This window comes from Streptomyces sp. NPDC096193 (assembly GCF_040302905.1).
GTDB lineage: Bacteria > Actinomycetota > Actinomycetes > Streptomycetales > Streptomycetaceae > Streptomyces.
Genome location: NZ_JBEOSJ010000002.1, coordinates 120,711 through 133,438, shown reverse-complemented (window position 1 = coordinate 133,438; position 12,728 = coordinate 120,711). Strand labels below are relative to the sequence as shown.

Sequence of the window (12,728 nt, the reverse complement as noted above, 5' to 3'; positions counted from 1 at the left end):
CGACGCACGTGACGTCGGCAGGCACCACCCGGGAGGTCCCCATGCCCGAACTGCGTGTCGTGGCCGTCTCCAACGACGGCACACGACTGGTGCTCAAGGCTGCGGACAGCACGGAATACACGCTTCCGATTGATGAGCGGCTGCGCGCCGCCGTGCGCAACGACCGCGCCCGCCTCGGGCAGATCGAGATCGAGGTGGAGAGCCACCTCCGTCCCCGCGACATCCAGGCACGTATACGCGCAGGTGCCTCCGCCGAAGAGGTCGCGCAGATGGCCGGCATCCCGGTCGACCGCGTACGCCGCTTCGAGGGGCCCGTGCTCGCCGAGCGCGCGTTCATGGCGGAGCGGGCACGCAAGACTCCCGTGCGCCGCCCCGGCGAGAACACCGGACCGCAGCTCGGAGAGGCCGTGCAGGAGCGGCTGACCCTGCGCGGCGCGGAGAAGGACGCCGTGCAGTGGGACTCGTGGCGCCGTGACGACGGCACCTGGGAAGTGCTGCTGGTCTACCGGGTGGCGGGCGAACCGCACTCGGCGAGCTGGACGTACGACCCGCCGCGGCGGCTCGTCCAGGCCGTCGACGACGAGGCGCGCGCGCTGATCGGCGAGACCGACGACACGATCGCCTCGCAGGAGCCGAGCTTTCCGTTCGTCCCGCGCATCGCGCGGCTGCCGCGTGACCGGCCGCTGGACCGTGGCACGGAGCGTCCGGCGGAGCCCCCGTCGGCGGAGGACAACGGCAACGGCAACGGCACCAGTGAGCGCGATTCGCTGACGAGTCTGCTGGAGGCGGTACCGAGCTTCCGCGGCGACATGGTGGTGCCGGAGCGCCCGGCCCCGCCCGAGCCGCCGGCGGAGCCCGCGCAGGAGCCCGAGGCGGAGGAGCCGGTGGCTCCGGCGGCCTCCGCGGGCGCGGGTTCGGCGTACGCGGATGTGCTGATGCCCCGGTCGGTGGCGGGTCACCGCGACCGTCTGACCGGCACCACGGACCGCCAGGCCGAGGCGGACGGCGTCCGTCCGGGCCGGCGTGCGGCGGTCCCGAGCTGGGACGAGATCGTCTTCGGCACGCGGCGCAAGAAGCAGGAGTAGCAGGTGAAGTGACGCGAAGGGCCCGGCACCGTGAGTGCCGGGCCCTTCGCCTGTCCCGTCCGGATGCCGGCGGGCGCCCAGGCCCTTTCGTTCGGACCGGGCCGGATCCGAACGCCAGGACCTAACCCCTGTCCGGGCCCGTCGCCACCGGGCGGTCCGGGTCCTGGGACCACTCCGACCAGGAGCCGGCGTAGAGGGCGGGGTGGAAGCCCGCCAGTTCCAGGGCGAGGACCTCCTGGGCGGCGGAAACGCCCGAACCGCAGTAGACGCCGATCTCCGTACCGGGTTCGGCTCCCAGCGCCGCGAAGCGTGCCCCCAGCGCCTGGGGCGGGAGGAAGCGGCCCTTGTCGTCCAGATTCTCGGTCGTCGGGGCCGAGACCGCGCCGGGGATGTGGCCCGCCACCTTGTCGATCGGTTCGACCTCACCCCGGTACCGCTCCCCCGCGCGGGCGTCCAGGAGCAGGCCCGAGCGCGCCAGCGCGGCCGCGGCGTCCGCCGTCAGGACCCGCAGCGCCCCCGGGGCGGGCAGGAAATCGCCCTCCTCGGGCTCCGGTGCGTCGGTCTCCAGCGGCCCGGTCCACGCCGCGAGGCCGCCGTCCAGGACCCGTACATCGGTGTGGCCGGTCCAGCGCAGGAGCCACCAGGCGCGGGCGGCCGCCCACCCCTGGGCCGCGTCGTACGTGACCACGGGCGTGCCGGAGGAGACTCCGGCGCGGCGCATCACCGCTCCGAACACGGAAGGATCGGGCAGCGGATGGCGGCCCGCCGCTCCGGGCGGGTTGGCCAGTTCCGCGTCCAGATCGACGAAGACCGCGCCGGGGATGTGGCCGGCGTCGTAGTCGGGCCGCCCGTGCGGCCCGCCGAGCTGGTAGCGGACGTCGAGGAGCACCGGCGGGCGGGGGCCGGCCAGCTCACTCGCGAGCTCGGCGGCGGGGATGATGGGGTTCATGAAAGCCATCCTCGCGCAGCACCGGCCCCTCCCGTAACGCCGCTGATTCGGATGTGCCGCCTCAAAACGGGCATCCTCCATCGGGAACCCGCCAAATCCGGCGCGGCCGGGGCGCGTCGGACGCTTTGGAGTGCAAGCATCTGCTGGGGCGACCGGCCGTTCCGCACAACGGCCCACATCCTGTTCCCCCGCACGGCCACCACGATGGTCCGAGGAGAGAGAAGACAATGACCGAGGCGACTCGGCACACGCCCGGCACACCCTGCTGGGTCAGCTTGATGGTGCACGGCCTTGAGGCGACTCAGGCTTTCTACGGCGAGCTGTTCGGCTGGGAGTTCTCGCCCGGGCCGCAGCAACTCGGCCCGTACGTCCGCGCCCTGATCGACGGCAACGAGGTCGCGGGCATCGGACGGCTGCCCGTCGACCGGCATCTGCCGACCGCGTGGACGCCGTATCTGGCGACCGACGACGCGGATGTGACCGCGGAGGCGGTCCGCAGCTGCGGTGGCACGGTGGGCGTCGGCCCGCTGGACGCCGGCGACGCCGGCCGCATGGCGATCGTGACCGACCTGGCGGGCGCCGTGTTCGGTCTGTGGCAACCGGCCGCACACGCGGGGACCGCCCTGCACGGCACACATGGCACGCCGGTGTGGAACGAGCTGCTCACCACGGAGACGCAGTCCGTCGCGAAGTTCTACCAAGCCGTTTTCGGCTACGACATCGAGCCCGGCGGCGATCCCGGCGAGGACCGGGTGACGCTGTGCCTGGACGGCCGTCCCGTGGCCGCCCTGCACGGCGTCCCGTCCCGGACCCGCGACCGGGGCAGCCACTGGATGACCTGGTTCGAGGTCGAGGACCCCGACATGACCGCACGCCAGATCGCCAGGCTCGGCGGCCAGGTCCTCGAACCGCCCGCGGACGGGCCCCACGGACGGCTTGCGAGGGTCGCCGACCCGGAGGGCGCGGTGTTCACGATCGTACGGTCACTCCGTTGACGTCCACCGGCAGAACGTCCGGGGACAGCGTCGCGGCACGGGCGCTCGCAGCGGTCATCCGGCGCCGATGGTGCCGCCGGCACAACACCTCGTAGCCCACCTCGTCGCCCGCGTTGACGTCCCCGACCACGACCTGGGCGCCTTCGACGACCATCACCCCGCCGACCGTACGGGCGTTGTGCGTGGCCCGAGCGCCGCACCAGCACAGCGCCTCGACCTGAAGCACCTCGACCCGGTCCGCGAGTTCCACCAGCCGCTGCGAGCCCGGGAAGAGCTTGGAGCGGAAGTCGGTCGTGATGCCGAAGGCGAAGACGTCCAGGTCCAGGTCGTCCACCACACGGGCGAGCTGGTCGATCTGCTCCGGCGCGAGGAACTGCGCCTCGTCGGCGATCACGTAGTCGCAACGGCCGCCCTGGGAGAGGCTCTCGACCAGGTACGCGTAGAAGTCGAAGCCCTCCGCGGCCTCGACCGCGTCGGTCACCAGGCCGAGCCGGGAGGAGAGCTTGCCCTCACCGGCCCGGTCGTCGCGCGTGAAGATCATGCCCTGGAGACCACGCGTGGACCGGTTGTGCTCGATCTGAAGAGCGAGGGTGCTCTTTCCGCAGTCCATGGTTCCGGAGAAGAACACCAGCTCGGGCATGGGAGGTTGAGGACCTTTCGGGTCTGTGGGCGTCGTTCAGGGGGTGAGGTACGGGGCAGCGAAACGGCTACGAGCGTACTTCGATCAGCGGCACGAGCTGCTCGACGGGGGTCATCGAGCCGTGCATCCCGACCATGGCCGACTCGTTCGGCTCACGCACGGAGGCGGTCACCACGACGTCGTCGCAGGCCGCGGCCACCACATCGCCGATCCGGCCGTGCACGCGGTCGTCGATCACGGGACCGAACCAGCCCGCCTCGATCGCCTCCTCGCGGCCCGCCACCCAGAACTGCTCGCCGAGCACCTCGCGCCAGACGGCGAGGACGTCGGCCTCGGCGCCGGGCACCGCGTAGACATGACGGGCGCGGCCCTCGCCGCCCAGCAGGGCGACTCCGGCGCGAAGTTCCCAGTCCTCGTCGAAGTCGATGCGCGACTGCTCGTCGAAGGGGATGTCGATCATGCCGTGGTCGGCGGTGACGTACAGCGCGGAGCGGGGCGGCAGTTGCTCGGCCAGTCGCTGCACCAGTCGGTCGACATACATCAGCTGGCCGCGCCAGGCGTCCGAGTCGACACCGAAACGGTGGCCCTTGCCGTCGACCTCGCTGTAGTACGTATAGACCAGCGAGCGGTCACCGGCGGCCAGTTGCTCGGCCGCCAGGTCCATCCGCTCCTCGGCCCCGAGCCGTCCGTGAAACGTTCCTCCGCTGAGCGCGACCTGCGTGAGCGGGGTCTGCTCGAAGGTCGGTGAGGAGACCTGCGCGGTGTGCACGCCCGCCGCGTCCACGAGCTGGAAGACCGTTGGGTACGGCTGCCAGACCTTCGGCGGCGTCCACGGCTTCCAGCGCAGCTGGTTCATCAGAGTGCCCGCGTCGGGGTCGCGGACGGTGTAGCCGGGCAGGCCGTGCTCACCGGGCGGCAGACCCGTGCCGACGGAGGCCAGCGAGGTCGCGGTGGTGGCGGGGAAGCCGACCGTGATGGGGCGTCCCGTGCCGCCGCGCGAGGTGCCGAGCAGCGAGGTGAGGTAAGGGGCCTCGTCGGGGTGGTTCTTGATCTGCTCCCAGCCCAGTCCGTCGATCAGGAAGACGCAGTTCCGGTCGGCGGGGGTGAGCTCGGGGATGCTCCGGGTGAAGCCGGGGACGCCCAGACCGGCGGCGAGCGTCGGCAGCAGGTCGGCGAGGGAGCCGGTGCCGTAGGCGGGCACGGGCGCGGTGTCGACGCCGAGCGGGGCGGGGTGGACGTTCCCCCAGCCGGCAGGCTCCGAGGTCGGGGTCGAGTCGTCTCTCCAGGCAGCGGGCCGGGCCATCAGCGCGTGGCTGCCGTGGCTTCGGAGAGCGCCTGGGCGAAGACGAGCGTCTGGCGGACCGTGTCGGGTCCGTCGCCGGCCTCGCTGACTCGCAGGCTCAGGTCGTCCGCGGTGGAACTGCCGGTGTAGCCGTGGTCCGCCTCGCAGTTGGGATCGCCGCAGGCGGCGGGCTCCAGATCGAGCCGGGAGACGGCGCCCCAGCCGATCGTGAGGACGACCTCACGGGGCAGGGTGCCGGGGGTGTACGACTCCGGATTGGCCACGACCCGGCTGACCACGACCGACGAGATCCGGCTGAGCTTGACCGATTCGGTGGAGGTGGTGGCGTACGGCGTCGGTGAGCTGGAGTCGGCGGCCTGCTCGTCGGTGTGGCTCACGATGAAGCGGTTGGCCGTCAGCACGAGGACCGTCACATGACGGCGCACCTCATTGGCGTCGAACGTGGTCTCCTGGTGCACCAGGTAGGACGCGATCTGCTCGCCTCCGACGGCGGCCTCCACCGCCTCGGCCACGAGAGCCGGGTAGTAGCCGCTGCGCTCGATCGCCGCGCGCAGCCCCTGGGTCGTCGTACCGGTCTTCGCCATGGGGCCCATCCTACGGGGCCCCGACAGCGGTGAGCGTTCAGTAGCTGGGGAGTCGTCGGGGTCCCAGGTCGGTCTGGGTGGCAGGTGGGGCGAGGCGGACGGACGCGCCGAGGACCGTGAGCCCGTGTTGAGCGACAACGACCGGTTCAAGACTGATCCCGATCACTTCCGGATGGTCGTCGACCAGTCGTGACACGCGGAGCAGCAGTTCCTCCAGGGCAGGAGTGTCGACGGGCGCCGAACCCCGCCAGCCGAACAGCAGCGGAGCCGAGCGGATCGACCGGATCAGCTCGGCCGCGTCGCGATCCGTGGCCGGAACGAGACGGTGCGAGGTGTCCCCGAGCAGCTCGGAGGGGGCGCCCGCGAGTCCGAAGGAGAGCACCGCGCCCACGGCGGGATCGAGGGCGGCGCGCACCACGGTGTCGACCCCGCGCGGAGCCATCGCCTGCACGACCGGCTGCAGCTCCGCGGGCTTCCCGAGCAGCTCCGTCAACTCGGTGTACGCCTGCCGCAGTTGCTCCTCGTTGGCCAGATCCAGCCGCACACCGCCGAGATCGGCGCGATGCCGCAGGTGGGGGGCGGTGGTCTTGAGAGCGACGGGGTAGCCGAGCCGGGCGGCGGCCCTGACGGCGTCGTCCGGCCCGGGAGCCGGCAGGGTCGGCCGCACATGGATCCCGTACCGGGCGAGCAGATCGTGGGCGTCGGCGGGGGCGAGGGTGATGCCGCGGGCGTCTCCCGGGGCCTGGAGCAGCGCCTCGATCCGGGCGCCGGCACCGCTCTCGTCGATGTCGTCGTACTCGGGGACCCGCCCCGGGTCCGCGGCCTGGCGTCGCCACTGGGCGTAGCCGACCGCTTCGGACAGGGCACGGACGGCCCGCTCGGCCGCGGGATAGGCGGGGATGCGGCTGCCCGCGGGACGGGCGCCGGACGCGTCCTGCGCGGCTCCGTCGGTCTCGCTCACGTCGGCGGGGCCGCGCGTGTCCGGGGCTCCCCCGGGCGGCGCCGCGGCCGGAGACGGCTGTCCGGGAGCGGTGCGTGTGCTGGTCGCCGCCGACAGTGCGTCCGCGAGACCGCCGAGTTCGACGTGCACCACCATGACCGGCTTCGCCGGGGCGGTGGCGGCCGCGTCACGGAGCGCCGCCGCCAGGACCTCGCCATGGCCCGCCTGGGGATCGCCGTCCTCCCCCACCCACGGAATGGCCGTCACCACCACCGAGTCGCAGCCCTCGTCCGCCAGGGCCCGCGCCAGTGCCGCGCGGAAGTCCGACGGCGTCGCCGCCGTCGTCAGGTCCAGCGGGGGCAGCGGGCGCAGACCGGCCGCGAGGCAGGCGTCGTAGGTGAGCAGACCGAGGGACTCGGAATTGCCGAGGATGGCGACCCGTGGGCCCGCGGGCAGGGGCTGGTCGGCGAGGAGGATGCCGGCGTCGACGAGTTCCGTGACGGTGTCGACCCGGATCACACCCGCCTGGCGGAGCAGCGCACCGACCGTCGCGTCCGGGACACGGGTCACCGGCACCGCATGACCGGGCGGCTCGCTGCCGCTGTGCCGGGCGCCCTTGACGACGACGACCGGCTTGACCGCCGCCGTGCGCCGGGCGAGGCGGGAGAACTTGCGCGGATTGCCGATCGTCTCCAGGTAGAGCAGGACGACATCGGTGTCCTGGTCCTCGTACCAGTACTGGAGGAAGTCGTTGCCGGACACGTCCGCGCGGTTGCCGGACGAGATGAAGGAGGAGAGCCCGGCGCCCCTGCGGTGCAGCCCCGCGAGGAGCGCGATGCCGATCGCCCCGGACTGGGTGAACAGACCGATGCGGCCGGCGGCCGGGGTCTCGGGCGCCAGCGAGGCGTTCAACCGGACGGCCTGCGAGGTGTTGATGACGCCGAAGGCGTTCGGACCGATGATCCGCATGCCGTACGACCTGGCCCGGCGCACCAGTTCCCGCTGGAGGAGCCGTCCCTGCGCACCCGACTCCGCGTACCCGGCGGACAGCACGACGAGGCCCTGAACGCCGTGCTCTCCGCAGTCGGCGACGACATCCGGCACCCGTTCGGCGGGTACGGCGACGATCGCCAGGTCGACCTGCTCCGCCGTCTCGGCGACGATCGCGCCGACCGAACGGAACGCCGGCACTCCGTCCAGCTCCGTCTGCGACTCGGGGAAAGCCCGGTTCACCGCGTACGTACGGCCGGTGTAGCCCGCCCCCAGCAGATTGCGCAGCACCGTACGGCCCACACCGCCGGGCGCCCGGCCGGTGCCGATGACCGCGACCGAGCGCGGCGCGAGCAGCCGCTGCACCGAGCGCGCCTCCGCACGCTGCTCGCGGCCGCGCTGCACCGCGAGGGACTCCGCCGTCGGTTCGAGGTCGAGGGTGAGATGGACGGAGCCGTCCTCGAAGCTGCGCTTCTGGGTGTAGCCGGCGTCCCGGAAAACCTTGATCATCTTGCTGTTCGCGGGCAGCACCTCGGCCGCGAAGCGGCGGATACCCCTCTCCCGGGCCACCGCCGCGATGTGTTCGAGCAGGGCGGAGGCCACTCCTCGGCCCTGGTGCGCGTCCTGGACCAGGAACGCGACCTCGGCCTCGTCCGCGGGCGCGCTCGCCGGGCGTCCCGTGGGATCGATCCGGTCGAAGCGCACGGTCGCGATGAACTCGCCGCCGACCGTGACCGCGAGACCCACCCGGTCCACGTAGTCGTGATGGGTGAACCGGTGGACGTCCTTGGCGGACAGCCGGGGGTAGGGGGCGAAGAAGCGGTAGTACTTCGACTCGTCCGAGACCTGTTCGTAGAAACTGACCAGGCGATCGGCGTCCTCGGTGGTGATCGGCCTGATGCGCGCGGTGCCCCCGTCGCGCAGCACCACGTCTGCTTCCCAGTGAGCGGGGTAGGCGTGGTCCGGCTGGGTCTGCATGGCAGAAAGCGTACGGCGCGATCACCGGTCGCGGAGGGTGTTGGGGCGCGGCAGTCTGAGGATGGCCCGCAGGCGTCCGCGGTCGGACCCGGGGCCGGTGCCGACCCGCGACCGTACATGAGAGACTGGTCTAGACAACCGCTAAGACTTGAAGGGCAACACCATGGCTGAGCGCCGCGTCAACGTCGGCTGGGCCGAGGGCCTTCACGCCCGCCCCGCTTCCATCTTCGTCCGTGCCGCCACGGCTTCCGGCGTCCCCGTGACGATCGCCAAGGCCGACGGCAACCCGGTCAACGCCGCCTCGATGCTCGCCGTGCTCGGCCTGGGCGCCCAGGGTGGCGAGGAGATCGTGCTGGCCTCCGACGCGGACGGCGCCGACGCCGCCCTTGACCGGCTCGCCAAGCTGGTGGCCGAGGGCCTCGACGAGCTTCCCGAGACCGTCTGACCACCCGACGGTCCGGCGGCCAGGAGCCGCGGCGTCCCGAATACGGGAAGCCGCGGCTTTTTCCTTTCCCGGACCGGCTCGTCCGCCATTTCCCGGGCACCCTTGGATATTCGGACGACTCCGCCGGACTTTCCGGTCCCGTGAAAGGAATCCGGACAGCAGAAAAGAAGCCCCCGCGGAATGCTTCCTCTTTGTATACGGCGCGACTGTTAATTGCGGGCGCTCGCGGTGTTTACGGAATGTTGCGAAGTCCTCACGCGTTCCGTGCTCCGCGGCCGGTGCGCTGCCGCCGCCCGCTCGGCGTGCAGGGCGGTCAGCGCCCGGGCCCGTTCGGCGTCGCCCCGTGCGACGGCGTCCACGATCGCGCCGTGCTCCGCCCACGACTCGACAGGCGCGGCCGGCTGCTCCACGACGTACATCCAGGCGATCTTGTGCCGCAGCTGGGTGAGCAGAGCGATCAGGCCCGGGCTGCCGGAAGCCTGGGCGAGCGTCTCGTGGAACCAGCCGCCGAGCGAACGCAGATCCTCGCCCTGACCACGGCGAGCACGCTCCTGGCCCAGCCTGACCAGGCCGCGCAGCACCTTGAGATGGGCCTCGGTGCGCCGCTGTGCCGCCCGGGCCGCACCCAACGGCTCCAGCAGCATCCGCACCTCCAGCAGGTCGGCCGCCTCCCGCTCGGTCGGCTCCGCCACGCACGCGCCCGCATGACGCCGGGTGGTGACGAAGCCCTCGGACTCCAGCGTCCGCAGGGCCTCGCGCACCGGGACGCGCGAGACGCCGTAACGGCGGGCCAGCTGCTCCTCGGTGAGTCTGCTGCCGCGCCGGAACACACCGGAGACGATGTCGTCGCGGATCGCCGTGCATACCGAGTGCGCGGGAATGCGCATGACCGAACCTCCGCTTTAATCCGCGCGAAACGCAGCCGATTGACGACCGTTCGGTGACTCTATTGCAGCGGTCCACATTTTCCGATGCCCGGCGGGCATTCATGGATATCTTTTGGCCAGTCGCCGGCTTGCCACCACGCGACATGCCCGCGCCTGCGCACACATCGGCCCACGCGGAAGGCCCCGGCGGTGGGCCGGGGCCTTGGGTGCGGCCGGGACGATCCGCCGGCCCGGACGATCTGCGAGCCCGGACGGTCTGCGGGCTCAGATGATCCGCCGGCCCGGACGATCCGCGGGCTTCAGACGGTCACGCGGCTCAGATGGTGACGCCGTGCGAGCGCAGGTACGCGACCGGGTCGATGTCCGAGCCGTACTCGGCGCCACTGCGGGCCTCGAAGTGCAGGTGCGGCCCGGTGGTGTTGCCGGTCGAGCCGGCCAGGCCGATCTGCCGGCCAGGGGTCACGGTCTCGCCGACCGAGACGTTCAGCGACGACAGGTGGCCGTACTGGGTGTACGAGCCGTCATTCATCTTGATCACGATGTTGTTGCCGTAGGCGCCGCCCCAGCCGGCCTCGACGACGGTGCCCGCGCCGACCGCGTGCACCGGGGTGCCGGTGGCGGCGTGGAAGTCGATGCCGGTGTGGGTGCCGGAGGACCAGACGGCTCCGCCGGCCCGGTAGCCGGTGGAGACGTACGAGCCGGAGACCGGTGACACGAAGGCGTTCAGGCGCTTGCGCTCGGCCGCGCGGGCGGCACGCTCCCGGGCCTCGCGGGCCTCCTTGGCGCGGGCCTCGGCCTTGCGCTCGGCCTCGGCGGCGGCCTTGGCGCGGGCGACGGCCTCTTCGGCCTCCTGCTCCTGCGCCGCGGCCTGGTCGGCTATCTCGGTGGCGAGCGAGTCGGCGCCGACGGCCGTGCTCAGGCCGGTGCTCTCGAGAGTGACGGTGCCGGACGCGGCGGATCCGGTCTCGGCGGCCAGCGACGGAGAGGCGAGGGTTCCGATGACGCCGGTGGTGGCAAGGGCCGCGACGCCGGCGATGCTCGCGCCTCTGCGCGTCACACGGTTCGGGGCACGGTGCTTCCCGGTGGGACGGGCGAACGCCATGAAGTGGCTGGTCCTTTCCTTCCTTCTCGCCTACCGGGTTAGCTGACGGGTTCGGAGCAGGAAGGTCTCCTACGGGCGCCTCCGCCGCGGCACAGCTGCGAAGGCATCCGATTCACCCCAGGGACTGCGTGTGGGTCCCCGGCTCCCCAGGCTCGCGCCTGACGGGGACTCGGCGATGGCTGTCCGTGCCGCGGATGCGGCGGTACTGGCGAACAGCCGGACCGACGCTAAGCGTGGCAACTTTCAATCACCAAACAGACAGCCCTGTTTGTAGCGCATGCCACAGGGCAGAGGGGAAGCCCCGCAGCAAATCGGGCAAACAGCGGAACCCCGGCATCGTGTGATGCCGGGGTTCCCTGGCCGCGCCCACCGGACCGCGAAGACCGCTCCACCGGGAGGCGGAAGCCGCTCCGCCGAGAAGCAGAAGCGGGGCGACGGCCTCAATCAGCTGGTGACAACCGTCACTTCACCGATGCCGAGGGCCTTGACCGGTTCCTCGATCGCGGACGCGTCACCCACGAGCACCGTGACGAGACGGTCCTGGGGGAAGGCGCTGACGGCCGCTGCCGTCGCCTCCACCGTGCCCGTCTCGGCCAGCCGCACATACAGCTGCGCCTGGTAGTCGTCGGGCAGGTGCTGCTCGACCTGATCGACGAGGGTGCTCGCGACGGACGCCGCCGTCTCGTACTTCAGCGGGGCGACACCCACCAGGTTCTGCACGGCGACATCGCGCTCGGCGTCGGTGAGACCCCCGTCCGCCAGCGTGCGCAGCACCTTCCACAGATCGTCCAGCGCCGGGCCGGTGTTGGGGGTGTCCACCGAGCCGCTGATGGCGAGCAGAGAGGCGCCCGTGCCGTCGGGTGCCGAGCGCAGGACCTGGCCGAAGGCCCGTACGCCGTAGGTGTAGCCCTTCTCCTCGCGCAGCACGCGGTCGAGACGGGAGGTGAGCGTGCCGCCGAGGCAGTACGCACCGAGCACCTGGGCGGGCCAGACGCGGTCGTGGCGGTCCGGGCCGACGCGGCCGATCAGCAGCTGCGTCTGCACGGCTCCGGGCCGGTCCACGATGATCACGCGACCGGTGTCGTCCGCGGTGATCGCCGGGACGGGCCGGGACTGCGCGGTGTCGCCCGTCCACTCGCCGAGGGTCTCGGCGAGCACGGCGTCGAGGTCGACCCCGGTGAGGTCGCCGACGATCACCGCGGTCGCGGTAGCGGGCCGGACATGGGCGTCGTAGAACGCCCGGACGCCCGCGGCGTCGATCCGGGCCACCGTCTCCTCAGTGCCCTGACGCGGGCGCGACATCCGCAGCGATGCCGGGAAGAGCTGCTTGGACAGCTCCTTGGCGGCGCGGCGGGCCGGGTTGGCCATCTCGTGCGGGATCTCGTCCAGCCGGTTGCGCACCAGCCGCTCGACCTCGCTGTCGTCGAAGGCGGGGGCACGCAGGGCCTCGGCGAGCAGCCCGAGCGCCTTGGGGAGCCGGGAGACCGGGACCTCCAGCGAGACCCGGACGCCGGGGTGGTCTGCGTGGGCGTCGAGGGTGGCCCCACAGCGCTCCAGCTCGGCGGCGAACTCCTCGGCGGAGTGCTTGTCGGTGCCCTCGGACAGGGCGCGCGCCATGATCGTGGCGACGCCGTCGAGGCCCTCCGGCTCGGCGTCGAGGGGGGCGTCGAGAGAGATCTCCACGGCCACGACCTGCTGACCGGGCCGGTGGCACCGCAGGACGGTCAGACCGTTGTCCAGGGTGCCGCGGTCGGGCGCGGGGAAGGCCCACGGCCTGGCGGTACCCGCCTGCGGCTGCGGGTGGAACGTCATCGCGGTCAACGGCTCGGC

11 protein-coding genes and 1 riboswitch are annotated in these 12,728 nt (G+C 72.2%); of the genes, 3 read left to right on the top strand and 8 right to left on the bottom strand.

Features of this window, described 5'->3' with window-relative positions:
- The first annotated feature begins 41 nt into the window (after positions 1-41).
- Positions 42-1,085: a septation protein SepH gene (sepH, locus tag ABTX78_RS03310; RefSeq protein WP_352205118.1), complete on the top strand. Its 1,044-nt coding sequence runs from the start codon at positions 42-44 to the stop codon at positions 1,083-1,085.
- Between the two features lie 121 nt (positions 1,086-1,206).
- Here sepH and ABTX78_RS03305 read toward each other — a convergent pair whose 3' ends face one another.
- Positions 1,207-2,034, bottom strand: coding sequence for a sulfurtransferase (locus ABTX78_RS03305; protein WP_352205117.1), 828 nt, complete (start codon positions 2,032-2,034; stop codon positions 1,207-1,209).
- Positions 2,035-2,261: 227 nt separating this feature from the next.
- Here ABTX78_RS03305 and ABTX78_RS03300 point away from each other — a divergent pair, with 227 nt between their 5' ends.
- Positions 2,262-3,029, top strand: a complete 768-nt coding sequence (locus ABTX78_RS03300) for a VOC family protein (protein WP_352205116.1) — start codon at positions 2,262-2,264, stop codon at positions 3,027-3,029.
- On the opposite strand, the gene ABTX78_RS03295 is transcribed toward ABTX78_RS03300, so the two are convergent.
- The 4 genes from ABTX78_RS03295 to ABTX78_RS03280 form a co-directional block, all read right to left on the bottom strand.
- Entirely contained in the window at positions 3,004-3,669 is a 666-nt protein-coding gene (locus ABTX78_RS03295) for a thymidine kinase (RefSeq protein WP_313943644.1), read from the bottom strand. The genes ABTX78_RS03300 and ABTX78_RS03295 overlap by 26 nt on opposite strands.
- 67 nt (positions 3,670-3,736) lie before the next feature.
- Positions 3,737-4,972: an alkaline phosphatase family protein gene (locus ABTX78_RS03290; protein WP_352205115.1), complete on the bottom strand. Its 1,236-nt coding sequence runs from the start codon at positions 4,970-4,972 to the stop codon at positions 3,737-3,739.
- Positions 4,972-5,556 (bottom strand): DUF5998 family protein, encoded by a 585-nt coding sequence (locus ABTX78_RS03285; protein WP_352205114.1) that lies wholly within the window; start codon positions 5,554-5,556, stop codon positions 4,972-4,974. The genes ABTX78_RS03290 and ABTX78_RS03285 overlap by 1 nt, the downstream gene beginning before the upstream one ends.
- Positions 5,557-5,593: 37 nt before the next feature.
- Entirely contained in the window at positions 5,594-8,464 is a 2,871-nt protein-coding gene (locus ABTX78_RS03280; protein ID WP_352205113.1) for a bifunctional acetate--CoA ligase family protein/GNAT family N-acetyltransferase, read from the bottom strand.
- Between the two features lie 163 nt (positions 8,465-8,627).
- On the opposite strand from ABTX78_RS03280, the gene ABTX78_RS03275 reads away from it, so the two are divergent.
- The gene (locus ABTX78_RS03275; RefSeq protein WP_313943649.1) at positions 8,628-8,909 is read left to right on the top strand and encodes an HPr family phosphocarrier protein; all 282 of its coding nucleotides are present in this window, start codon (positions 8,628-8,630) and stop codon (positions 8,907-8,909) included.
- A 209-nt stretch (positions 8,910-9,118) separates the two neighbouring features.
- On the opposite strand, the gene ABTX78_RS03270 is transcribed toward ABTX78_RS03275, so the two are convergent.
- The 3 genes from ABTX78_RS03270 to ABTX78_RS03260 all read right to left on the bottom strand — a co-directional run bounded on the left by ABTX78_RS03270 (position 9,119) and on the right by ABTX78_RS03260 (position 12,710).
- A complete protein-coding gene (locus tag ABTX78_RS03270) occupies positions 9,119-9,796 on the bottom strand; it encodes a GntR family transcriptional regulator (RefSeq protein ID WP_352205112.1) in 678 nt (225 codons plus the stop codon).
- Positions 9,797-10,112: 316 nt separating this feature from the next.
- Entirely contained in the window at positions 10,113-10,898 is a 786-nt protein-coding gene (locus tag ABTX78_RS03265; protein WP_352205111.1) for a M23 family metallopeptidase, read from the bottom strand.
- 13 nt (positions 10,899-10,911) lie between these two features.
- Positions 10,912-11,083: riboswitch (cyclic di-AMP (ydaO/yuaA leader) on the bottom strand.
- 259 nt (positions 11,084-11,342) lie between these two features.
- On the bottom strand, positions 11,343-12,710 hold the full coding sequence (locus tag ABTX78_RS03260; protein WP_352205491.1) for a M16 family metallopeptidase: 1,368 nt from the start codon (positions 12,708-12,710) through the stop codon (positions 11,343-11,345).
- Between the last annotated feature and the right edge of the window lie 18 nt (positions 12,711-12,728).

Bases quoted from the DNA above. Each gene is read 5' to 3' on its own strand.
- sepH (WP_352205118.1), top strand. From the start codon at position 42: ATGCCCGAACTGCGTGTCGTGGCCGTCTCCAACGACGGCACACGACTG.
- ABTX78_RS03305 (WP_352205117.1), bottom strand. From the start codon at position 2,034: ATGAACCCCATCATCCCCGCCGCCGAGCTCGCGAGTGAGCTGGCCGGC.
- ABTX78_RS03290 (WP_352205115.1), bottom strand. From the start codon at position 4,972: ATGGCCCGGCCCGCTGCCTGGAGAGACGACTCGACCCCGACCTCGGAG.
- ABTX78_RS03260 (WP_352205491.1), bottom strand. From the start codon at position 12,710: ATGACGTTCCACCCGCAGCCGCAGGCGGGTACCGCCAGGCCGTGGGCC.
- ABTX78_RS03275 (WP_313943649.1), top strand. From the start codon at position 8,628: ATGGCTGAGCGCCGCGTCAACGTCGGCTGGGCCGAGGGCCTTCACGCC.
- ABTX78_RS03295 (WP_313943644.1), bottom strand. From the start codon at position 3,669: ATGCCCGAGCTGGTGTTCTTCTCCGGAACCATGGACTGCGGAAAGAGC.
- ABTX78_RS03280 (WP_352205113.1), bottom strand. From the start codon at position 8,464: ATGCAGACCCAGCCGGACCACGCCTACCCCGCTCACTGGGAAGCAGAC.
- ABTX78_RS03270 (WP_352205112.1), bottom strand. From the start codon at position 9,796: ATGCGCATTCCCGCGCACTCGGTATGCACGGCGATCCGCGACGACATC.
- ABTX78_RS03265 (WP_352205111.1), bottom strand. From the start codon at position 10,898: ATGGCGTTCGCCCGTCCCACCGGGAAGCACCGTGCCCCGAACCGTGTG.
- ABTX78_RS03300 (WP_352205116.1), top strand. From the start codon at position 2,262: ATGACCGAGGCGACTCGGCACACGCCCGGCACACCCTGCTGGGTCAGC.
- ABTX78_RS03285 (WP_352205114.1), bottom strand. From the start codon at position 5,556: ATGGCGAAGACCGGTACGACGACCCAGGGGCTGCGCGCGGCGATCGAG.